The sequence below is a fragment of the Nocardioides aromaticivorans genome, from assembly GCF_013408525.1.
Classification (GTDB): Bacteria; Actinomycetota; Actinomycetes; order Propionibacteriales; family Nocardioidaceae; genus Nocardioides; species Nocardioides aromaticivorans.
In genome coordinates this window covers 2,589,377-2,609,947 of record NZ_JACBZM010000001.1, presented here as the reverse complement: position 1 = coordinate 2,609,947, position 20,571 = coordinate 2,589,377, and the positions used below count along the sequence as shown (strand labels likewise).

Genomic DNA, 20,571 nt, shown 5'->3' with positions numbered 1-20,571 from the left:
CGTCACCAGACCACGCCGCGGTCGACGACCAGGTTGGCGCCGGTGATCGACGCGGCCGCGTCGGAGGCGAGGAAGAGCAGCGACTCCGCGACGTCGGCGGGCGGCATGAAGCCCGGGATGACCGAGGTGCTCTTGGCGATCAGGTCCCAGTTCACGTCCTGCGGCAGGCCGGCCGCGGCCGCCTCGACCATCGGGGTCGCGATGCCGCCGGGCGAGACGCAGTTGACCCGCACGCCCTTGGTGCCGAGCTCGACGGCGAGCGAGCGCATGCCGAGGAGCAGTGCGGCCTTCGAGGCGCAGTACTGCGCGTTGTAGGGCTGCCCCATCACCGACGAGATCGACGCGACCGACACGACATTGCCCTTGCTCTCGACGAGCGCGTCGGCGAACGACTGCGCGAGCAGCAGCGGCGCGACGGCGTTGACGTCGAGGTGACGGCGCAGGCCCGCGGCGGTGATCCTCCCGATCTCCGCGAACTGCTGGATGCCGGCGACATTGCACAGCACGTCGAGGCCGCCGAGCTCGGCCAGCGCGTCCGCCACGAAGGCGTCGCGGGCGGCGTCGTCCGCAAGGTCGCAGGGTACGACGCCGTCCGCCGCGGCCACGTCGGTCGCGACCACGCGCGCCCCCTCCTCGCGGAACAGGTCCGCGACGACCTGGCCGACGCCGCCGGCGGCTCCGGTGACGACGACGCGGCGGTCGGTGAACCGCTGGGCGCGGGCGGGGGCGGTGGTCATGGGTCCTCCTGTGGATCGGCTGCCCCACAATAGAACGCGTTCTAGTTCCTGTCTGCTCCTACGCTCACCCCATGACCGACAACGGCTGGCAGGCCGAGGAGCTCGACCTCGACGGCTACCTCACCCGCCTGGGCGTCCCCGCCGGGCCGGCGCCCGACCGGGCCACCCTCGACGCGCTCCACGAGGCGCACGTGCGGACGTTCACGTTCGACAACATCGACGTCCTCCTCGACCAGCACCCCGGGGTCGGCATGGAGGCGCTCAACGCGAAGTTCGTCGAGCGGGGCCGCGGCGGCTACTGCTTCGAGCACGCGAGCGTCTTCGCGGCCGCCCTCGAGCGCCTCGGGTACGACGTCCGACGGCACCTCGGCCGCGTGGGCGACCCGGCCACCGGCACCGTCCAGGGCCGCACCCACATGACCGTCGAGGTGGCGCTCGACGGCGAGCGCCTGCTCTGCGACCCGGGCTTCGGGATGAGCCTGGTCCGCCCGGTCCCGCTGGCCGACGGCGCGGAGTCCGACCAGCGCGGGTGGCCCTACCGGGTGGTCGGCAATGCCGACGGCACCTGGGGCCTCCTCCGCCTGCGCGAGGCCGGCTGGGAGCTGACCCACACCACCGACGAGCTGCCCGTCCGCCCGGTGGACGTCGTCATTGGCCACCACTACACGAGCACCTTCCCCTCGTCGCACTTCCGCAGCGGCCTGATGGTCACCAAGCACGAGGAGGGCCGGCACGTGTCGCTCACCGCCACCACCGTGACCGTACGACGCCCGGGCGAGCCGACCGAGCACCGCGAGCTCGAGGACGGGGAGCTCGCGGGGTGGCTGCGCGCGCTCGCCGTACCGCTCACGGACGACGAGGAGCAGCGCCTGCTGGCCAGGCTGGCCTAGGAGCCTGGGGCCGGGCCATCCGCGCGCCCAGCAGGTGCGCCTCGCGCAGCAGCAGCTGGCCCAGGTCGTCCTGCCGCGGCGGCGCGATCCGGGCCTCGATGCCGTTGATGCTCAACGCCCAGCGCGGCTCCTCGTGCGCGTCGAAGACCGCAGCGCCGATGCCCCAGCTGCCGGCGACGATGAGGCCCGGGTTGACGGCGTACCCCAGCTCGCGGGTCTGCGCGACCCGGGCCCGCAGCGCGCGGCTGGAGTGCTGCCTGCCGTGCGCGGCGACGAGGTCCGCGCGCCGCAGGTAGGCCTCGCGCTCGCGCTCGGGGAGGAACGCGAGGATCACCTGGCCCGCCGAGGCGACGCCGAGCGGGAACCGGATGCCCTCGTGCAGCACGTGCGAGCGGATCGGGAAGCTGCCGTCCTCGCGGAGCAGGCAGACGGTCTCGTCGCCGCGACGGACGGAGAAGTAGGCGCTCTCGCCGGTCTCGCGGGCGATCCGCAGCACCGCCTCGCGGGCCACCGGCGCGATGTCGTGCCGGCTGGTCGCGGCCGCGCCGAGCAGGAAGCACTCCGGTCCCAGGTGCCAGGCCGCACTGGCCTCGTCACGCTCGACCATGCCCTCGTCGCGCAGCGCCGACAGCAGCCGGTGGACGGTCGGGCGCGGCAGGCCGACGGCGGCGGCGAGGCCGGTCGTGCTCCCCCCGTCCGGCTCACGCGCGGCGAGGGCGCGCAGCAGCGCGCCGACCCGGCCCACAACGGTCGCTCCACTCTCCACGGCACCGGCCACGCAGCCACTCTAGCGCTGCGTCCACTCAATGGACGTCCGCTGACATTACTGCCCGGACGCTGAGCAATCAGGCGGAGAATCGCGCTCACCTGTTGACCGCACCAGCGCGGCTGGAGGACCGTCGGGGCATGGACAAGGTCTTCTCCTCGGCCGCGGAGGCCGTGGCGGACATCCCGAACGGCGCCACCCTCACCGTCGGCGGCTTCGGACTGTGCGGCATCCCCTCCGTGCTCATCAACGCCCTGCTCGAGGCCGGCACGACCGACCTCGAGGTGGTCTCCAACAACGCCGGCGTCGACGACTGGGGGCTCGGCCTGCTGCTGTCCGCCGGCCGGCTGCGGCGCGTCGTGGCGTCGTACGTCGGGGAGAACAAGGAGTTCGCACGGCAGTACCTCTCCGGTGAGCTCGAGGTCGAGCTCACCCCGCAGGGCACGCTCGCCGAGCGGATGCGCGCCGGCGGCTCCGGCATCGCGGCCTTCTACACCCGCACCGGTGTCGGCACCCAGGTCGCCGAGGGCGGCCTGCCGTGGAAGTACGACGACGCGGGCAATGTCGTCAAGACCTCGCCCCAGAAGCCGGTGATGACCTTCGAGACCCGCGACGGCGAGCAGGAGTTCGTGCTCGAGGAGGCGATCGTCTCCGACTTCGGCCTGGTCCGCGCCTGGAAGGGCGACCGGCACGGCAACCTCGTCTTCAAGGCCTCCGCGCGCAACTTCAACCCCCCGGCGGCGATGGCCGGCCGGATCACGGTCGCGGAGGTGGAGGAGCTCGTCGAGCCCGGCGAGATCGCCCCGGACGACGTCCACCTCCCCGGCGTGTACGTCGACCGCGTCGTACCGCTCACGCCGGAGCAGGCAGCAGACAAGAGGATCGAGAAGAGGACGGTGCGCTGACATGGCGTGGGATCGTGAGCAGATGGCGGCGCGCGCCGCGGCGGAGCTCTCCGACGGCGACTACGTCAACCTCGGCATCGGCCTGCCGACGCTGGTACCCAACTACGTCCCCGACGACGTCGAGCTGGTGCTGCAGAGCGAGAACGGCATCCTCGGCACGGGCGCCTACCCGACCGAGGACCAGGTCGACCCCGACCTGATCAACGCAGGCAAGGAGACGGTCACCGTCCGCAAGGGCGCGAGCTTCTTCGACTCCGCGACCAGCTTCGGGATGATCCGCTCCGGCAAGATCGACGCCGCCATCCTGGGCGCGATGCAGGTCTCCGCCGGCGGCGACATCGCCAACTGGATGATCCCCGGCAAGATGGTCAAGGGCATGGGCGGCGCGATGGACCTCGTGCACGGCGCGAAGAAGGTCGTCGTGCTGATGGAGCACGTCGCGCGCGACGGCTCCTACAAGATCGTCGGCGAGTGCTCGCTCCCGTTCACGGGCCGGGGGGTCGTCCAGCGGATCATCACCGACCTGTGCGTCCTCGACGTCACGCCGGAAGGGCTGCGCCTCGTCGAGCTCGCACCGGACGTGACCCTCGACGAGGTGCGGGAGAAGACCGAGCCCGAGGTGCTGGCGGGCTGACGTCAGCCGTGCACGGTGCGGTGGAGCTCGCCCATCCGCTGGTCCAGGTCGTGCGCGACCCGGGCCGCGGCGGCGAGCTCGGCGACCAGCTCGCCGGGGACGTCCTTGGCGTACTTGTAGTAGATCTTGTGCTCGACGCTCGCCCAGAAGTCCATGGCGACGGTGCGGATCTGCAGCTCGATCGGCACCCGTCGTACGTCGTCGGACAGGAAGACCGGGATCTCGACGATCGCGTGCAGGCTGCGGTAGCCGTTGGGCTTCGGGCGCGCGACGTAGTCCTTGATCACCCGGACGGTGACGTCCGGCTGGGTCGTGAGCATGTCGAGGACCTGGTAGGCGTCGGCGATGAACGCGCACACGATGCGGACCCCGGCGATGTCGGTGATCTGCTCGGCGATGGCGTCGAGCTCGAGCGGGCAGCCGATCCGCTCGGCCTTGGCGCGGAGGCTCTCGATCGACTTGAGCCGCGAGCTGACGTGCTCGATCGGGTTGCCCGTGCCGCGGAACGCCAGCTCCTCGCGCAGGATGTTGATCTTGGTCAGCATCTCGTCGAGGCCGAACTTGTAGTTCAGCAGGAACTGCCCGATCTCCTGCGCGCGCGCCTCCTCGGGCAACGGGCTCACGGTGCTCATCGTGCTCCTGGCGGGTCTCGGCCGGCGGTGTCGTGCGGGGTACGGAGGGGTCGGCCCCACCAGTGTGCCGGGTCTCCGGTTGACGTCGGACGAGGGGACTAGGGTCGCGGCCATGGGTGAGGCGAGCATGCTGACGGTGCTGATCGGCGGGGGCCGCGACGAGGAGCAGGTACGCCGCCTGCTCGCGCCGTTCACGACCGCCGTGTCCGGTCGTGGCGGCGGCGAGGTCGCGAGCGTCGTCGTCGACGACGGCGAGGGCGTCGACCTCCCGCGCTGGCGCGGGCTGCTGGCGGACGCGGCCTCGGTCCGCGACGTGGTGCTCTCCCCGGGCCGGCCGCTGCAGGCCGCGGACCTCGACGGCGTGGCCGGCGTCTTCGTCGCCGGCGGGCTGACCCCGCTCTACGCCGAGCTCGTGGTCCCCCAGCGCGAGCTGCTGGCCGGCCTGCCCTACGCCGGCTTCTCCGCGGGCGCGGCGATCGCGGCCGAGCGGGCGATCGTCGGCGGCTGGCGTCTCGGCGGCCGGCCGGTCTGCGGCGAGGACGCCGGTGAGGACCTCGACGAGGTCACCGTCGTCCCGGGCCTGGGCCGGGTGCCGTTCGCCGTCGACGTGCACGCCGCCCAGTGGGGCACGCTGCCGCGCGCGGTCGCGGCGGTGGCCGCCGGGCTGGTGCCCGAGGCGCGGGCGGTCGACGAGCACACCGCGGTCGTCGTCAGCGACGGCGCGGTGGCGGTGCACGGCGCCGGCCAGGCGCTGGCGGTGACGCCGAGCGGCGACGGCGTGCTGGTGCGCTGAGGCCGTGCGCCGCCGGACCGTGCTGGGCCTGCCCGGCCTCGCCGCCCTCGGCGCCGCGGCGGCAGCGTGCGGTGGCCACGACGAAGCCAAGGAGACGGAGCGGAGAACGAGGATGAGTCGACACACCTACGGCGAGGACCCCAGCCAGTACGGCGACCTGCTCCTCCCCGACGGCACGCCCCGCGGCGTCGTGGTCGTGGTCCACGGCGGCTTCTGGAAGAGCGAGTACGACGCCGACTCGCTCGGCCTCCCGCTCGCCGAGGCGCTGGCAGCAGCCGGCTGGGCGGCCTGGAACCTGGAGTACCGCCGCGTCGGCACCGGTCCCGGCGGGGGCGGCGGCGCGCCGCGCACCTTCGACGACGTCGCCACCGGCATCGACCACCTCGCCCGCCTCGACGTCGACACCTCCACGGTCGTCACCCTCGGCCACAGCGCCGGCGGGCACCTCGCGACCTGGGCCGCCGCCCGCGGCCGGCACGGCTGGGCGGAGCAGGTCCCGGTGACGCACGTGGTCAGCCAGGCGGGCGTGCTCGACCTGCGCGCGGCCGACCGCGACGGCCTCGGCGGCGGCGCGGTCGCGCGGCTCCTGGGCCACCCGGCGACCAGCGCCGATGCGCGGTTCGACCCGGCGCAACAGCTCCCCCTCGACGTACCCGTCTGGTGCGTGCACGCCCGGGCCGACGCCAACGTGCCGTTCAGCCAGTCGGTGGACTACGTCGAGCGGGCGACCGCGGCCGGGGCGGAGGCGACGCTGGTCGAGGTCGACGGCGACCACTTCACGGTGATCGACCCGGGCTCGCAGGCGTGGACGCGACAGCTCGCGATCCTCGACACGATCGGATGAACCGGCCGAAGGGCCGGGAGCTGCGGGTCGTCCTCGTCGTCCTCCTCGTCGCCGGATGGGCGACCAACCACTTCGCGGCGGTCATCCCGGTGCTGCGCGAGACCGAGCACCTCTCGGCGACGGTGCTCGCGGGCGCCTTCGGCGTCTACGCGCTGGGCCTGCTGCCGGGCCTGCTCGGTGGCGGTGCCCTGTCGGACCGGATCGGCCGCCGGTCGGTGGTGCTCACCGGCAGCGTCGTCGCGGCCGCGGGCAACGCGCTCATGCTCGCCTGGCACCCGGCGGCCGGCGTCTACACGGGACGGCTCGTCGTCGGCGTGGGCGTCGGCCTCGCGATCAGCGGCGGCACGGCCTGGGCGGCCGACCTCGGCGGCGCGCGCGGCACGACCGTCGCCGGCGCCACCCTCACCGCCGGCTTCGCCTGCGGCCCGCTCGTGTCCGGCATCGTCGCGGAGGCGGTCCCGTCCGGCGCCGCGGTCAGGGCACCGTTCGCGGTCGCCATCGGCCTGTCGGTGGGATCCGTCCTCCTCGCCGTCGTCCGTACGACGCCGGCCGCTCCACCGACGCACGCCCCTGCCCCCACCCCGGCGGCAGGGGCGCCCGCGACCGTCGAGCGGAGCATCGGCCGCGCGCTGGTGCGCTCGGTGCCGATGGCCCTGTGGGTGTTCTCGGCGGTCACGGTCCCGGTTGTCGTCCTCGCCGGCCGGCTCGGCGGCGACCTCAGCGGACCGCTGGTCCCCGGGCTCGCCTCCGCCCTGGCGCTGGGGACCGGTGTCGCCGTCCAGGTCGCCGCCCGCCGCGCGGGCTGGGGTCCGCGGGCGGGCGTCGTCGGGGCGCTCCTCGCGGCCGCCGGCTTCGCGGTCGCGGCGCGCGTCGACGCCCACCCGGGCGTGGCGCTCTTCGTCGTCACGTCGGTGGTGCTCGGGTCGGCGTACGGGCTCTGCCTGCGCGCCGGCCTGGTCGACGTCGAGCGCCTCACCCCGCCGGAGCACCGGGGTGTCACGGTCGGCATCTACTACGTCTGCACCTATCTCGGGTTCGGGCTGCCGGTCCTGCTCGAGGCGCTGCGGGCCGGCGTGGGCACGACCGCCCCGCTGCTCGTCCTCACCGGCCTGGCCCTGGCGGCCGCGCTGCTGCGCGCGTTCCAGCTGCGCCCCGACCCGTCGCACCTACGCTGACCTCGTGGTGACTCCCTCTGCCGACCAGGCGATCGCCCGCTACCGGGTCCTCGAGGAGCCCGGCGGTCGCGACCTGCAGGCCCTCGCCGAGCTGGCGGCCCTCGTGTGCGGCGTGCCGAACGCCGCGATCAACCTGATCACCCGCGACCACCAGCACCAGGTCGCCGCGGCCGGGATCGACCCGTCGGTCTGCTCGCGCGAGGACTCGATGTGCGCCGTGGTCCTCGACGACCCCGCCCCCGTCGTGGCGCCCGACGCCAGCGTCGACCCGCGCTTCGCCGAGAACCCCTTCGTGTCCGGCGAGATCGACACCGTCAGGTTCTACGCCTCGGCTCCCCTCGTGACGCCCGAGGGGACGACGATCGGCCGGCTCTGCGTGTTCGACACCGAGCCGCACGAGCTGGCGGCCGAGCGCGCCGCCGTCCTCGAGGTGGTGGCGCAGCGCGTGGTCGACGTCCTCGAGCTCCGGTTGCGCAGCCGCCAGCTGGAGCTGTCCCAGGCCGAGCTCTCCCGCTCCAACGAGCTGCTGACCCTCTTCGCGGGCCAGGTGAGCCACGACCTGCGCTCGCCGCTGACCGCGATCCTCGCCAACACCGAGCTCCTGGCGTCCGAGCCGGCGGTGGTCGCCGATCCGGCCGTGAGCGAACTGGTGACCGCGACGTACGACGCCGGTCGCCGGATGGCCGGGCTGATCGACACGATCCTCGGCTACGCCCGGGTCGGGTCCGAGATCGAGCGCAGCGTCGTACCGCTCGACGAGGTGCTCGACCACGTCCTCGACGACCTCGGCCCGGTCCTCGCCCAGCGATCCGCGCGGATCGCGCGCGCCCCGCTCCCCGAGGTCGTGGGCGACCCGACCCTGCTCTACACCGTGCTGCAGAACCTCGTCGCCAACGCGGTGAAGTTCACCCCGCCCGACCGGACGCCGGAGGTGCAGGTCGCCGCGACACGGGACGGCGACGGGTGGCGGGTCACCGTCACCGACAACGGGCGGGGCATCCCGCCGGCCGACCGCGACCAGGTCTTCGCGCTCCACGCCCGCGGGGACCGGTCGGTGCAGGGCTCGGGGATCGGCCTCGCCACCGCACGCCGCGCGGTGGAGGCGCACGGCGGTCGGATCGGGGTGGACGACGCCCCGACGGGCGGCGCCGTGGTGTGGCTGGTACTGCCAGACATTCACGATAAGGAATAGTTCTTCCACATTCCGGAATGCTTTGCTACGGTTGCCCCGTGCGCAGAGCAAAGATCGTCGCGACCCTGGGACCCGCCACGTCCACGCCGGACGTGATCGCCGAGCTCGTCGAGGCCGGCATGGACGTGGCCCGGCTCAACATGAGCCACGGCAGCCAGGGCGACCACGCGAAGACCTTCCAGCTCGTGCGCGAGGCGGCCGAGCGGGCCGGGCGCGGCATCGCGATCCTCGCCGACCTCCAGGGCCCCAAGATCCGGCTCGGCAAGGTCCCCGGCGGCCCGGTCCGGCTCGAGGCGGGCGCCGACTTCACGATCACCACCGCGGACGTGCCCGGCGACGCGCGACGCTGCTCGACGACGTACGACGGCCTGCCGGGCGACGTCGCCGCCGGCGACCGCGTGCTGGTCGACGACGGCCGGGTGGTCCTCGAGGTCACCTCCGTCGACGGGCCCGAGGTGCACACCCGCGTCGTCGTCCCCGGTCCGGTCAGCGACAACAAGGGCCTCAACCTCCCGGGCGTCGCCGTGTCCGTGCCGGCGCTGTCGGAGAAGGACCGCGAGGACCTCCGCTTCGCGCTGCACCTCGGCGTCGACCTGGTCGCGCTGTCGTTCGTCCGCGACGCCGCCGACGCCGAGGAGGTGCGCGCGATCATGCGCGAGGAGGGCATCCACCGGCCCGTCGTCGCCAAGATCGAGAAGCCCCAGGCCGTCGCCAACCTCGCCGAGGTCATCGACGCCTTCGACGCCTTCATGGTCGCCCGCGGCGACCTCGGCGTGGAGTGCCCGCTCGAGGACGTGCCCTTCCTGCAGAAGCAGGTCATCGACGCCGCCCGCCGCGACAGCAAGCCGGTCATCGTCGCGACCCAGATGCTCGAGTCGATGATCTCCGCGCCCAGCCCGACCCGCGCCGAGGCCTCCGACGTCGCCAACGCCGTCCTCGACGGCGCCGACGCCGTGATGCTGTCCGGCGAGACCAGCGTCGGCGCCTGGCCCGTCGAGGCCGTGCGCACGATGGCGCGGATCATCGAGTCCACCGAGGACAACGGACTCGACCGGATGGCGCCGATCGACTGGCAGCCGCGCACCAACGGAGGCGTCATCGCCAAGGCCGCCGTCGAGGTCGCCGATCGCCTCGGCGCCCGCTGCCTGGTCGCCTTCACCACCTCTGGCGACACCGCCCGCCGCCTGGCCCGCCACCGCTCCCCGGTGCCGGTCCTCGCCTTCACGCCGATCCCGCTGGTCCGCGACCAGCTCGGCCTGACCTGGGGCGTGCAGACCCACGTCGTCGAGCACGCCGACCACACCGACGAGATGATCCGCCAGGTGGACCGGGCGCTGATCGCGAGCGGCGCCGTCGAGCGCGGCGACCTCGTCGTGATCATCGCCGGTACGCCGCCCGGCACCCCGGGGTCGACGAACACGTTGAAGGTGCACCGGCTGGGCGACGCGGTCGACGTCGACTGACAGGCCGCTCCCTCGGCTTCACGCGAGCCCGGGAGGGGTTGTCGTCACTGGGGGCGCGATCGGTGGTCGAGGAGGTCGCGCAGCGACCCGGTGGTCGAGGAGGTCGCGCAGCGACCCGGTGGTCGAGGAGGTCGCGCAGCGACCGTCACGAGACCCCCTGCTCTGGTGCACCTGCTGTGCCCTGCGGTTGGTCGGCGGTCGGGTCTTCAAGCGCAGCGACGAGGACGGCGGGCAGGTAGCTGGGTTCGGTTGTCGGGTGCGGTCCGGCGGCCTCGTCGAGTCACTCCTTGCGCCAGTTGTCGTCCACAAGGCCCGGTGGGAGCGTGGTTGTTCACAGGCGGGTTCCGGGCCGGCTGGTTGTGTCGGCACCCCGTGATCCAATACACGTATGGCCACTCGGGACCGACGCCACCAGCTCGCGGACATGTCCGCCGATGCGGTGCTGTCCTTCGCCGAGCAGCGCCACGCAGTCCGGCTCGACGCCGAACGCGACATCCTGGAAGCGGCCTACCAGTGGGCCGTCCTGCACTCACCGGACGCGCTTCCTCCTGCTGACAAGCGTGGTCGGGAGCGGGCCAAGCCCGCCGGCGCAGCCGGTACGCCGCGGATCACCGAGCACGCCGCCGCAACCTTCGGCGCCCGGATCCAGACCAGCCCGTACGGCGCGAAACGGCTGATCGCCGACGCCGTCGACCTCGTTCACCGGCTCCCGAAGCTCTGGGCCGGCGTGAAAGCCGGCCAGGTGCGCTCCACCCACGCCCGGCATGTCGCCGACGCCACCCGCGAACTCACCGCGGACGAGGCCGCCTGGGTCGACGCCGAGGTCGTCGAGATCGCCGACGGCCGCCTGGCCTGGGCCCGGTTCGAGGCCGTGGTCGAGGGCAAGGTCGCCGCAGCCTCCCCCGAGCTCGCGAAGGCGAAGGAGGAAGCGGCAGCGAAGGACACCTTCATCCGCCGCTCCCGCGTCGACAAGCACGGCATCATGACGATGACCATCCGCAACCACGCCGCCGTGATCCTCGGCTCCGAGGCCGGCATCGACGCCACCGCCGACGGGCTGAAGGACCAGATGCCCGACGCCACCAAGACCGAACGACGCCTGGCGGCGTTCGCACTGCTGACCAACCCTGAGGCCCACGTCGATCTCTCGGTCGGGCCGGTGAAGCCGAAGGTCCTGATCCGGCTGCACTGCACCCCCGACTCGGCCATCGCCCGGATGGAGGGCCACGGCCCCCTGACGATCGAGTACGTCCGCCACCTGGTCGCCCACTTCGCTAGCCAGGTCAAGGTCCAGCCGGTCATCAATCTCAACCAGGGCGCCGCCGTCGACGCCTACGAGATCCCGCACCGGCTCCGCGAAGCGGTGCACCTGATCCACCCCGGCGACACGTTCCCCTTCGCCGCCAACACGACGAAGAACGTCGACCTCGACCACCAGATCCCCTACGCCGAGGGCGGACCGACGTCGACCGACAACCTGGGCCCCCTCACCCGCACCCACCACCGGATCAAGACCCACGCCGGCTGGCAAGTCCGACAACCCTTCCCCGGGATCGTCATCTGGCGAGACCCACACGGGGCCCACTACCTGGTCGACCAGACCGGAACACGCAAGGTCACCGCCGCCTAGAGGGCAGTCGGAGCCGTCTTCCTCGCAACGGTCCGTAGCGCGAGCGCGTCCCGGATGCGGACATCGTCGAGACCGGCGTCTCGTCGAGCAAGGTGCAGAGGAGCCGGTACCCTCCGCCGTGCTCCCACGTGCGGGTGCGGCGCACAGAGCGCCAGCTCTCCCGATCAGGGTCACGCATCGGCGACGGGCCTTCGTCGGGCCCGACGTAGTCCGGATGGGACGCGTCGATCCAGATGACAGGCGAGGTGTCGACCTGGATGTCATCGATGCGCCATGCGTGGATGAGAGGAGGCATGCCTGGCACCCGGGCAAGGACATCCATGTAGGTGAAGTGGTCGACATGGAGGGAGATCTCCCCCTGGAGCCACGAACCCGGCGGCGGCGGCTCCAGGTCATCGAGGACCATCCACTCGTCGTACGCGCGCAGGCCGAAGTCGAGGACGAACGCGTTGAGCTCACGCTCCCGCGGCGCACGGACGAGCTCGCCCGTTACGGCGTAGGTCATGCTCTGCCCGGTGTGCACGCAGGCCCGTTGACGGGCCTCGGTCACCGTGAGGCGAGCACCCCGCCGGTAGCCGAACTCGAGTGCGAACTGTCGACGCTGGCCGACCACGAAGTCGGTGTAGTTGCCGTCCTGCAGGACCCAGGAGTCCAGCCCGATCCACCACTGCGACCCCACGCTCGGCCGATTGCCGTCCTCCATTGGCCTAGCTGGTCATCATCATCGCGAGGAGCGCGAACATGCCGACGAGCACCGCACCCGCGCCGATCAGTGCCCCGACCAGGATCGACGTCGCCAGGTGGCGGTTCCGGCTCGCGACGACCACGGCGACGACGGCGGGGATCGCGAAGGGCACGAGGTACCACCAGGTCGGCCCGTCACCGCCCACCTGCAGGAGCACGACGAAGAGCGCCGCGCCGGACAGCGTGAGGGTGACGACGAAGCAGACCTTCTCGACCTCGGTCGAGTACCGCATGCCGTGACGGTACGACGGAGCACTCCTGACCGGCCGGGAAACAGCCGAACCCGAGCTCGAACTGGCAAACCCTCTCGCAACCTGTCGGCGGCGCCCGATACCCTCCCCTGCGGGAGGTCCGGATGACAGGCGGCGACGCGGAAGCGGCGGTGGTTCAGCCCGCCCTGGCGCGGATCGATGCCGCCCGCATCGCTGGAGCCCTGCTCTTCGTGGCCGGGTTGGCGACCTGGCTGGAGACCCGCGGGCTGCCCCGGCAGGGCTACCAGGTCGTGATCATCCTGTGGCTGGCGACGGTGGCGTGGGACGTGCGGCGGCCGGTGCGCGAGCACCTGGTGTTCCTGCGGGACTGGTGGCCGCCCTTCGCCGTACTGCTCCTCTACCTCTACAGCCGCGGCGTCTCGGACAACCTCGGCATCCTCAGCGTCAGCTACCAGTGGCCGATCGATGCCGACCGGTGGCTCTTCGGCGGGACCCTGCCGACGGAGTTCCTCCAGGAGCACCTCTGCGGCGTCCCGTGCCGGCAGTCCATGGCCCCCGCCTGGTACGACGTCGTGCTGACCACCGTCTACTACTCCCACTTCTTCGCGGCGCTCGCCATCGGCGCCGTGCTGTGGAAGCGCAACCGCACGGCGTGGACCGGCTACATGCGGCGCTACCTGGCGATCATGCTGCTCTCGGTCGCCGGCTACATCCTCTACCCGATGGCGCCGCCGTGGATGGCCGCGCGCGACGGGTACCTCACCAGCGACGTCGCCCGGATCACCGGGCGCGGCTGGTTCGACCTCACCGCCTCGACCCGCTCCACGACGGCGACCCACGCGACGACCGCGCAGCAGGACCTCTCGTCCATCGGCAACCAGGTCGCGGCGATGCCCTCGCTGCACTCCGCGCTCGCGATCTTCATCGCGTGGTGGGTGGTCAGCCACTTCCGCAGCCCGTGGCGCTGGACCGTGCTGCTCTACCCCGCGAGCATGCTGTTCTCGCTCGTCTACTACGCCGAGCACTATGTCGTCGACGAGATCGCCGGCGGGCTCCTCGTCGCGGTCGTGGTCGTCGGCTGGGCGCTGTGGGACCGACGGCGCAAGACGGCCCTGGCCGACGGGGAGGAGCTCAGCCCCGACCCGCGTACGGCATCCCCGTCGCAAGGATCGTCATCGCCGGCACGCTGACCCCGAGCGGCAGCCGTGCCATCGCGACCACCGCGTCGGCCACGTGCTGCGGGTCGAAGGTCGGCTCCGCGCGCACGGACCCGTCGGCCTGACGGGCACCGACCGCGATGCCGGCCGTCATCTCCGTGGCGGCGTTGCCGATGTCGACCTGCCCGGCCGCGATGTCGTGGGCGCGGCCGTCGAGCGCGAGGGCCTTCGTCAGCCCGGTGATCGCGTGCTTCGAGGTCGTGTACGCCGCACTGCCGGGGCGCGGCACGTGCGCGGAGATCGAGCCGTTGTTGATGATCCGCCCACCGCGAGGCTGTTGCCGCTTCATCTGCGCGAAGGCGGCCCGGGCGCAGAGGAAGGAGCCGGTGACGTTGACCGCCAGGGTCGCCGCGAAGTCCTCGACGGCGAGCTCGTCGACGTCCCCCGACGGCCCGAAGGTGCCGGCGTTGTTGACCAGTAGGTCCACGCGCCCCCAGGCCTCGACGACCGCCGCGAAGGCGGCGTCGACCTGGGCGGTGTCGGCGACGTCGGTGGGCAGCACCAGCGCCGACCCGCCCGACCCCAGCGCGGACGCCGTGCCCTCGAGCGAGTCGCGGGTGCGGCCGAGCAGCGCAACGTCGTACCCGGCCTCGCCGAGGGCGACGGCGATCACCCGGCCCAGGCCGGAGCCGGCCCCGGTGACGACGGCGACCGGCATCAGACGAGCACCCCCGGTCGACCGTCAGACGAACTGGCGCGAGAGCACCGCGTGGCGGTTGACGTCCTTGTAGAGCAGGTAGCGGAAGCGTCCCGGGCCGCCCGCGTAGCAGGCCTGCGGGCAGAAGGCGCGCAGCCACATGAAGTCACCCTCCTGCACCTCCACCCAGTCCTTGTTGAGCAGGTAGACGGCCTTGCCCTCGAGCACGTAGAGGCCGTGCTCCATGACGTGCGTCTCCGGGAACGGGATCGCGCCGCCGGGCTCGAAGCTGACGATGTTGACGTGCATGTCGTGGCGCACGTCGCCCGGGTCGACGAAGCGCTGCGTGCGCCAGGCGCCGTTGGTGCCCGGCATCTCGCCCCCGGGTACGTCGACCTCGTTGGTCACGAACGCCTCGGGCACGTCGATGCCGTCGACGCGCTGGTAGGCCTTGCGGATCCAGTGGAAGCGGGCGACCTGGTCGCTGGTGTTGTGCAGCGTCCACGCCGAGCCGGGCGGCAGGAAGGCGTAGCCGCCGGGCGCGAGCTCGTGCTTCTCGCCCTCGATCGCCAGCGTCAGCGCACCCTCGACGACGAAGAGCACGCCCTCGGCGCCCGGGTCGAGCTCCGGCCTGTCGCTGCCGCCGCCGGGCGAGACCTCGACGATGTACTGCGAGAAGGTCTCCGCGAAGCCGGACAGCGGCCGGGCGATCACCCACAGCCGGGTGCCCTCCCAGAAGGGCAGGTTGCTGGTGACGATGTCGCGCATCGTCCCGCGCGGGAGGACGGCGTAGGCCTCGGTGAAGACGGCGCGGTCGGTGGTCAGCTCACGCTGGTCCGGGTGGCCGCCGGTCGGTGCGTAGTAGCGGGGCTGGTCGGTCACGATCAGGCTCCTCCTCGGGTCAGCAGCCGGCCCTTCGGGGCGGCGTCGATGTCGATCCTCTCGCCACGCAGCCACGTCGAGCGGACGACGCCCGCGAGCGGCCGGCCGTGGTACGGCGTGACTGCGTTCTTGTGGTGCAGCTTGGCGACGTCGACCACGAAGGCGTCGTCGGGGGCGAAGACGCAGAAGTCGGCGTCGTACCCGAGGTCGATGCGGCCCTTGCCGCGCAGCCCGGCCTGGACGGCCGGCGCCTGGGACATCCACCGGGCGATGTCGACGAGGGTGAAGCCGCGGCGGCGCGCCTCGGTCCACACGGCGGAGAGGCCGAGCTGGAGGGAGGAGATGCCACCCCACGCGACACCGAAGTCGCCGGTGTCGAAGCACTTCAGGTCGGGCGTCGACGGCGAGTGGTCGGAGACGACGAGGTCGATGACGCCGTCGCGCAGGCCCTGCCACAGCAGCTCGCGGTTGGCGGCCTCGCGGATCGGCGGGCAGCACTTGTACTGCGTCGCGCCGTCGGGGATCTCCTCGGCCGAGAAGGTCAGGTAGTGCGGGCAGGTCTCGGCGGTGATCTTCACGCCGTCGCGGCGGGCCGAGGCGAGCATCGCGAGCACGTCGGAGCTGGAGACGTGGAGGATGTGGACCCGGCAGCCGGTCCAGCGCGCGAGCTCGATGACCTGTGCGACGGCGAGGTTCTCGGCGCCGCGCGGGCGGCTGTGCAGGAAGTCCTCGTAGGTCTCGCCGTGCGGGTCGGGCGCGCGCTCGATGGCGTGCGTGTCCTCGGCGTGCACGATCATCAGCCCATCGAAGGACTGGATCTCGCGCATCGCCTCCTCGAGCTGCTCGGGGTCGAGGTGCGGGAACTCGTCGACGCCCGAGTGCAACAGGAAGCACTTGAAGCCGAAGACACCGGCGTCGTGCAGCGCGCGCAGCTCCGGAACGTTGCCCGGGATCGCGCCGCCCCAGAAACCGACGTCGACGAAGGCCTGGCTCTCCGCGGTCTTCCGCTTCAGCTCCAGGGCCGGTACGTCGCAGGTCGGCGGGATGCTGTTGAGCGGCATGTCGACGATCGTCGTGACGCCGCCGGCGGCCGCGGCCCGGGTGGCGGACGAGAAGCCCTCCCACTCGGTGCGGCCGGGGTCGTTGACGTGCACGTGCGAGTCGACGACGCCGGGCATGAGCACCTCGTCGGGGCCGAGCTCGAGCACCTCGGGCGCGTCCAGGTCGGAGGTGATCGGCTCGATCGCGACGATCTTGCCGTCGCGCACGCCGATGCAGCGTGCGACCTCACCGTGCCGGGCCACCACCCGCTGCGCGCGGATCACCAGGTCCAGGTCGCGACCCACGTCCTCACCTCCGGACTCGTCATTCCGCATCATGGAAAGCCATTTCTGTTGTGAGAAAAGTTACGCCGGTCATCGCGCGCCGGTCAAGGCTGGTTCCACGACCGGCGTGCGCTGGCGCCCCAGGCCCTGGACCTCAGCCTCCACGACCTGCCCCTCCCGGAGGAAGGGCCGCGGCTCGGGCCGTCCGGCGGCGACGCCGCCGGGCGTGCCCGTCAGCAGCAGGTCGCCGGGCTCGAGGGTCATCAGGGTGCTCACGTAGGCGAGCAGGGCGCCCACGCCGTGGGCCATCCGGGCGGTCGAGCCGCACTGCCGGCGCTCGCCGTCGACCCACAGCTCCAGGCTGAGCGCCTGCGGGTCCGCGACCTCGTCGGGGGTCACCAGCCAGGGACCGATCGGCGTGAACGTGTCCGCACACTTGCCCTTCGCCCAGGTCGGGCCGGCCGCGATCCGCGAGCGCTCGCTGAGGTCGTCGGCGGTCAGGTAGCCACCGACCGCGGCAAGGGCCTCCTCGACGGAGGCGCACCGGGTCAGCCGCCGGCCGACCACGACGCCGAGCTCGACCTCGTGGTCGCTCGTCGTCGAGCCGGGCGGCAGCTCGACCGGGTCGTACGGACCGGAGACGGAGGTCGACGGCTTGAGGAAGACCACCGGCTCGTCGGGGATCTGCGCCCCGGCCTCCTCCGCGTGGTCCTCGTAGTTGAGCCCGATGCCGATGACCTTGCCGGGCCGCGCGACGGGGGGCCCGATCCGGGTCCCGTCCGGGACCAGCGGCAGCACGCCCGCCGCCAGCGCCTCCCGTACGACGCGCAGCCGCACCGGGTCGCCGAGCAGGTCGCCGTCGATCTCGGGCACGACCGGCGACAGGTCACGCAGCACGCCGTCGGCGTCGAGGCCCGCGGGCCGCTCACGGCCGGGCGGGCCCACTCGGAGCAGCTTCATGCGTTCTCCTTGGTCCGGAGGGCCGGGACGAGGTGCTCGGCGGCGATGCGCTCGCCGAGCTGGTGGAGCAGGGGGATGCCGTCGGTCAGGCAGCGCTGCAGGTCGGGCTCGATGTTCGCGAGCGCGTAGGCCGCCTCGATGCCCGCCGCGCGCATCCGGGCCGGGTCGAGCCGGTTGACCCCGCAGACGGCGACCACGGGCACGCCGGCCCGCCCGGCCGCGGCCGCGACACCCGCGGGCGCCTTGCCGTGCAGGGTCTGCTCGTCCAGGGCGCCCTCGCCGGTGACGACGAGGTCGGCCCCGGTGAGCAGGTTCTCGAAGCCCACCAGGTCGAGCACGAGCTCGATCCCGGAGCGCAGCTCGGCGCCGAGCACCGCGAGCGCCGCGAAGCCGACGCCGCCGGCCGCGCCGGCACCCGGGTGGTCGCGGACGTCGGCCCCGGTGGCAGTCGCCAGCAGGTCGGCCCAGTGGCCGAGAGAGGCGTCGAGGCGTCGTACGTCGTCGGGGGTGGCGCCCTTCTGCGGCCCGTAGACCGCGGCGGCGCCGCGGGGACCGGTGAGCGGGTTGTCGACGTCGCAGGCCACGGTGACGACCACGCCGGCGATCCGGCGGCGCACGTCGTCGAGCTCGACCCGCGCCGCCTCGTGGAGGGACCCGCCGCCGTCGGCGACGTCCGCACCATCCGCATCGAGCAGCCGCGCGCCGAGTCCGCGCAGCAGGCCGGCCCCGCCGTCCGTGCTCGCGCTGCCGCCGATGCCGAGCACGACCTCGCGGCAGCCCGCGTCGACCGCGGCGGCCAGCGCCTCGCCGGCGCCGCGGCTGGAGGCCCGCAACGGGTCCGGGTCGCCGGGCAGGCGCACCAGGCCGGCGGCGTCGGCCAGCTCGACGACCGCGAGGTCGCCGCGGCGGGCGTACGACGTGCGGACCGGCTCGCCCGTCGGACCGGTGACGGTGACGGGCACCAGCGCGAAGCCCGCGGCCTCCGCCGCGGCGAGGGTCCCGTCGCCGCCGTCGGCGACCGGGGCCGCGTCGACGACGGCGTCGGGGAGGACGCGTCGTACACCCGCGCCCACCGCCGCCGCGACCTCGGCGGCGGTGAGCGATCCCTTGAACTTGTCGGAGGCGACCAGCACGCGCGGCTGCACGGGGACTCCGCTCAGTCCAGCGGGACCAGCGCGGTCGGGGCGTGCTCGCCGCGCTCGGCGAGGTCCTCGAACTCGACGACGCCGTCGATCTCCAGGCCCATCGACACGTTGGTGACGCGCTCGAGGATCACCTCGACCAGGACGGGGACGCGGTACTCCGCCATCAGCGCCTTGGCCTTCTCGAAGGCCGCGCCGAGGTCGGCCGGGTCGGTGACCCGCAGCGCCTTGCACCCCAAGCCCTCGGCCACCTTGAGGTGGTCGACGCCGTAGCCGTTGACCTCGGGGCTGTTGACGTTGTCGAAGGACAGCTGCACGCAGTAGTCCATCTCGAACCCGCGCTGGGCCTGGCGGATCAGGCCGAGATAGGAGTTGTTCACGACGACGTGGATGTAGGGGATGTTGAACTGGGCACCCACCGCCAGCTCCTCGACGAGGAACTGGAAGTCGTAGTCGCCCGACAGCGCGACGACCTGGCCCTCGGGGTCGGCGGTCGCGACGCCCAGCGCGGCGGGCAGGGTCCAGCCCAGCGGGCCGGCCTGGCCGGCGTTGATCCAGTGCCGCGGCTTGTAGACGTGCAGCAGCTGGGCCGCCTGGATCTGCGAGAGCCCGATGGTCGTGACGTAGCGGGTGTCAGCACCGAACGCGCGGTTCATCTCCTCGTACACGCGCTGCGGCTTGATCGGGATGTCCTCGAAGTGCGTCTTGCGCTGCAGCGTGCGCTTGCGCTCGGCGCAGTCCTCGGCCCAGTCGGAACGGTCCGCCATCGAGCCGGCCGCGGCGCGCTCGCGGGCGACCTCGACGAGCACCTCGAGCGCGGCCCTCGCGTCGGACACGATGCTGTAGTCGGGCGCGAAGACGCGTCCGATCTGGGTCGGCTCGATGTCGATGTGCACGAAGGTGCGGCCCTTCGTGTACGTCTCGACGGACCCGGTGTGGCGGTTGGCCCACCGGTTGCCGATGCCCAGGACGAAGTCGCTCGCGAGCATGGTCGCGTTGCCGTAGCGGTGCGACGTCTGCAGGCCGACCATGCCGGCGTTGAGCGGGTGGTCGTCCGGGATGGTGCCCCAGCCCATCAGGGTCGGCACGACGGGGACGCCCGTGACGTCGGCGAGCTCGACGAGCAGGTCGGCGGCGTCGGCGTTGACGATGCCACCGCCGGCGACGATCAGCGGCCGCTCGGACGCGGCGAGCAGGTCGAGCGCCTTCTCCGCCTGCGCCCGGCTGGCGGCCGGCCTCGAGACCGGCAGCGGCTCGTAGGTGTCGATGTCGAACTCGATCTCGGTCTGCTGGACGTCGATCGGCAGGTCGATCAGGACCGGGCCGGGGCGGCCCTCGCGCATCAGCTGGAAGGCCTTCTGGAAGGTGCCGGGGACCTGGGCGGGCTCCATCACGGTGACCGCCATCTTGGTCAGCGGCCGGGCGATGGAGGCGATGTCGACCGCCTGGAAGTCCTCCTTGTGCAGCTTCGCGACCGGCGCCTGGCCGGTGATGCACAGGATCGGGATCGAGTCGGCGGACGCCGAGTAGAGACCGGTGACCATGTCGGTGCCGGCCGGGCCCGACGTACCGATGCAGACGCCGATGTTGCCGGCCTTCGCCCGCGTGTAGCCCTCGGCCATGTGCGAGGCCGCCTCGACGTGGCGGGCGAGCACGTGCTTGAGGCCACCGTGCTTGCGCATCGCGCTGTAGAAGGGGTTGATCGCGGCACCCGGCAGTCCGAAGAGCTGCGTGGCGCCCTCCTTCTCCAGGATCAGGACGGCGGCGTCGACCGCGCGCATGCGTGCCATG

The 20,571-nt window shown here is 72.7% G+C and carries 21 protein-coding genes; 10 read left to right on the top strand and 11 right to left on the bottom strand.

Annotation, left to right across the window (positions count from 1 at the left end):
- Positions 1-2: 2 nt before the first annotated feature.
- Positions 3-737, bottom strand: a complete 735-nt coding sequence (locus tag BJ993_RS12295) for an SDR family NAD(P)-dependent oxidoreductase (RefSeq protein ID WP_179649022.1) — start codon at positions 735-737, stop codon at positions 3-5.
- A gap of 71 nt (positions 738-808) precedes the next feature.
- Here BJ993_RS12295 and BJ993_RS12290 point away from each other — a divergent pair, with 71 nt between their 5' ends.
- Positions 809-1,627 carry an arylamine N-acetyltransferase family protein gene (locus BJ993_RS12290; RefSeq protein WP_179649021.1) on the top strand — a complete coding sequence of 273 codons (819 nt, stop codon included), beginning with the start codon at positions 809-811 and terminating at the stop codon, positions 1,625-1,627.
- Here the strand turns inward: BJ993_RS12290 and BJ993_RS12285 are convergent.
- Positions 1,584-2,405, bottom strand: a complete 822-nt coding sequence (locus BJ993_RS12285; RefSeq protein WP_308645553.1) for an IclR family transcriptional regulator — start codon at positions 2,403-2,405, stop codon at positions 1,584-1,586. The two genes, BJ993_RS12290 and BJ993_RS12285, sit on opposite strands and share 44 nt — an antisense overlap.
- Before the next feature lie 128 nt (positions 2,406-2,533).
- Here BJ993_RS12285 and BJ993_RS12280 point away from each other — a divergent pair, with 128 nt between their 5' ends.
- Positions 2,534-3,298, top strand: a complete 765-nt coding sequence (locus BJ993_RS12280; protein WP_036549897.1) for a CoA transferase subunit A — start codon at positions 2,534-2,536, stop codon at positions 3,296-3,298.
- 1 nt (position 3,299) lies between these two features.
- The gene (locus BJ993_RS12275; protein WP_179649020.1) at positions 3,300-3,932 is read left to right on the top strand and encodes a CoA transferase subunit B; all 633 of its coding nucleotides are present in this window, start codon (positions 3,300-3,302) and stop codon (positions 3,930-3,932) included.
- Positions 3,933-3,934: 2 nt separating this feature from the next.
- On the opposite strand, the gene BJ993_RS12270 is transcribed toward BJ993_RS12275, so the two are convergent.
- Positions 3,935-4,564 (bottom strand): GTP pyrophosphokinase, encoded by a 630-nt coding sequence (locus BJ993_RS12270; protein ID WP_179649019.1) that lies wholly within the window; start codon positions 4,562-4,564, stop codon positions 3,935-3,937.
- Positions 4,565-4,676: 112 nt separating this feature from the next.
- Here BJ993_RS12270 and BJ993_RS12265 point away from each other — a divergent pair, with 112 nt between their 5' ends.
- The 6 genes from BJ993_RS12265 to BJ993_RS12240 all read left to right on the top strand — a co-directional run bounded on the left by BJ993_RS12265 (position 4,677) and on the right by BJ993_RS12240 (position 11,661).
- Complete coding sequence (locus tag BJ993_RS12265) at positions 4,677-5,357, top strand: type 1 glutamine amidotransferase family protein (protein ID WP_179649018.1); 681 nt, start codon at positions 4,677-4,679, stop codon at positions 5,355-5,357.
- Positions 5,358-5,361: 4 nt separating this feature from the next.
- The gene (locus BJ993_RS12260; protein ID WP_218864687.1) at positions 5,362-6,201 is read left to right on the top strand and encodes an alpha/beta hydrolase family protein; all 840 of its coding nucleotides are present in this window, start codon (positions 5,362-5,364) and stop codon (positions 6,199-6,201) included.
- The gene (locus BJ993_RS12255) at positions 6,198-7,376 is read left to right on the top strand and encodes an MFS transporter (RefSeq protein ID WP_179649017.1); all 1,179 of its coding nucleotides are present in this window, start codon (positions 6,198-6,200) and stop codon (positions 7,374-7,376) included. The genes BJ993_RS12260 and BJ993_RS12255 overlap by 4 nt, the downstream gene beginning before the upstream one ends.
- Positions 7,377-7,380: 4 nt before the next feature.
- Positions 7,381-8,568 carry a GAF domain-containing sensor histidine kinase gene (locus BJ993_RS12250; RefSeq protein ID WP_179649016.1) on the top strand — a complete coding sequence of 396 codons (1,188 nt, stop codon included), beginning with the start codon at positions 7,381-7,383 and terminating at the stop codon, positions 8,566-8,568.
- Positions 8,569-8,606: 38 nt separating this feature from the next.
- Positions 8,607-10,031, top strand: coding sequence for a pyruvate kinase (pyk, locus tag BJ993_RS12245; RefSeq protein ID WP_308645552.1), 1,425 nt, complete (start codon positions 8,607-8,609; stop codon positions 10,029-10,031).
- A gap of 388 nt (positions 10,032-10,419) precedes the next feature.
- Positions 10,420-11,661: an HNH endonuclease signature motif containing protein gene (locus tag BJ993_RS12240; protein ID WP_179649014.1), complete on the top strand. Its 1,242-nt coding sequence runs from the start codon at positions 10,420-10,422 to the stop codon at positions 11,659-11,661.
- Here the strand turns inward: BJ993_RS12240 and BJ993_RS12235 are convergent.
- Together BJ993_RS12235 and BJ993_RS12230 are read right to left on the bottom strand one after the other, a co-directional pair.
- A complete protein-coding gene (locus BJ993_RS12235) occupies positions 11,648-12,364 on the bottom strand; it encodes a hypothetical protein (RefSeq protein ID WP_179649013.1) in 717 nt (238 codons plus the stop codon). The two genes, BJ993_RS12240 and BJ993_RS12235, sit on opposite strands and share 14 nt — an antisense overlap.
- A gap of 4 nt (positions 12,365-12,368) precedes the next feature.
- The gene (locus BJ993_RS12230; RefSeq protein ID WP_179649012.1) at positions 12,369-12,638 is read right to left on the bottom strand and encodes a hypothetical protein; all 270 of its coding nucleotides are present in this window, start codon (positions 12,636-12,638) and stop codon (positions 12,369-12,371) included.
- Positions 12,639-12,787: 149 nt separating this feature from the next.
- Here BJ993_RS12230 and BJ993_RS26345 point away from each other — a divergent pair, with 149 nt between their 5' ends.
- The gene (locus tag BJ993_RS26345) at positions 12,788-13,807 is read left to right on the top strand and encodes a phosphatase PAP2 family protein (RefSeq protein WP_179649011.1); all 1,020 of its coding nucleotides are present in this window, start codon (positions 12,788-12,790) and stop codon (positions 13,805-13,807) included.
- On the opposite strand, the gene BJ993_RS12220 is transcribed toward BJ993_RS26345, so the two are convergent.
- From BJ993_RS12220 to gcl, 6 genes are all read right to left on the bottom strand, one after another.
- Positions 13,749-14,492 carry an SDR family oxidoreductase gene (locus BJ993_RS12220; RefSeq protein ID WP_179649010.1) on the bottom strand — a complete coding sequence of 248 codons (744 nt, stop codon included), beginning with the start codon at positions 14,490-14,492 and terminating at the stop codon, positions 13,749-13,751. The genes BJ993_RS26345 and BJ993_RS12220 overlap by 59 nt on opposite strands.
- Before the next feature lie 24 nt (positions 14,493-14,516).
- Positions 14,517-15,353: a bifunctional allantoicase/(S)-ureidoglycine aminohydrolase gene (locus tag BJ993_RS12215; RefSeq protein WP_179649009.1), complete on the bottom strand. Its 837-nt coding sequence runs from the start codon at positions 15,351-15,353 to the stop codon at positions 14,517-14,519.
- A gap of 2 nt (positions 15,354-15,355) precedes the next feature.
- Entirely contained in the window at positions 15,356-16,699 is a 1,344-nt protein-coding gene (allB, locus tag BJ993_RS12210; protein ID WP_242530459.1) for an allantoinase AllB, read from the bottom strand.
- Between the two features lie 69 nt (positions 16,700-16,768).
- A complete protein-coding gene (locus BJ993_RS12205) occupies positions 16,769-17,638 on the bottom strand; it encodes a fumarylacetoacetate hydrolase family protein (RefSeq protein ID WP_179649008.1) in 870 nt (289 codons plus the stop codon).
- Positions 17,635-18,783, bottom strand: coding sequence for a glycerate kinase (locus tag BJ993_RS12200; RefSeq protein WP_179649007.1), 1,149 nt, complete (start codon positions 18,781-18,783; stop codon positions 17,635-17,637). The genes BJ993_RS12205 and BJ993_RS12200 overlap by 4 nt, the downstream gene beginning before the upstream one ends.
- Before the next feature lie 11 nt (positions 18,784-18,794).
- Positions 18,795-20,570, bottom strand: coding sequence for a glyoxylate carboligase (gene gcl / locus BJ993_RS12195; RefSeq protein WP_179649006.1), 1,776 nt, complete (start codon positions 20,568-20,570; stop codon positions 18,795-18,797).
- Between the last annotated feature and the right edge of the window lies 1 nt (position 20,571).

Bases quoted from the DNA above. Each gene is read 5' to 3' on its own strand.
- BJ993_RS12235 (WP_179649013.1), bottom strand. From the start codon at position 12,364: ATGGAGGACGGCAATCGGCCGAGCGTGGGGTCGCAGTGGTGGATCGGG.
- BJ993_RS12230 (WP_179649012.1), bottom strand. From the start codon at position 12,638: ATGCGGTACTCGACCGAGGTCGAGAAGGTCTGCTTCGTCGTCACCCTC.
- BJ993_RS12280 (WP_036549897.1), top strand. From the start codon at position 2,534: ATGGACAAGGTCTTCTCCTCGGCCGCGGAGGCCGTGGCGGACATCCCG.
- BJ993_RS12295 (WP_179649022.1), bottom strand. From the start codon at position 737: ATGACCACCGCCCCCGCCCGCGCCCAGCGGTTCACCGACCGCCGCGTC.
- BJ993_RS12220 (WP_179649010.1), bottom strand. From the start codon at position 14,492: ATGCCGGTCGCCGTCGTCACCGGGGCCGGCTCCGGCCTGGGCCGGGTG.
- BJ993_RS12240 (WP_179649014.1), top strand. From the start codon at position 10,420: ATGGCCACTCGGGACCGACGCCACCAGCTCGCGGACATGTCCGCCGAT.
- BJ993_RS12290 (WP_179649021.1), top strand. From the start codon at position 809: ATGACCGACAACGGCTGGCAGGCCGAGGAGCTCGACCTCGACGGCTAC.
- BJ993_RS12270 (WP_179649019.1), bottom strand. From the start codon at position 4,564: ATGAGCACCGTGAGCCCGTTGCCCGAGGAGGCGCGCGCGCAGGAGATC.
- BJ993_RS12205 (WP_179649008.1), bottom strand. From the start codon at position 17,638: ATGAAGCTGCTCCGAGTGGGCCCGCCCGGCCGTGAGCGGCCCGCGGGC.
- gcl (WP_179649006.1), bottom strand. From the start codon at position 20,570: ATGGCACGCATGCGCGCGGTCGACGCCGCCGTCCTGATCCTGGAGAAG.
- BJ993_RS12265 (WP_179649018.1), top strand. From the start codon at position 4,677: ATGGGTGAGGCGAGCATGCTGACGGTGCTGATCGGCGGGGGCCGCGAC.
- BJ993_RS12275 (WP_179649020.1), top strand. From the start codon at position 3,300: ATGGCGTGGGATCGTGAGCAGATGGCGGCGCGCGCCGCGGCGGAGCTC.
- BJ993_RS12255 (WP_179649017.1), top strand. From the start codon at position 6,198: ATGAACCGGCCGAAGGGCCGGGAGCTGCGGGTCGTCCTCGTCGTCCTC.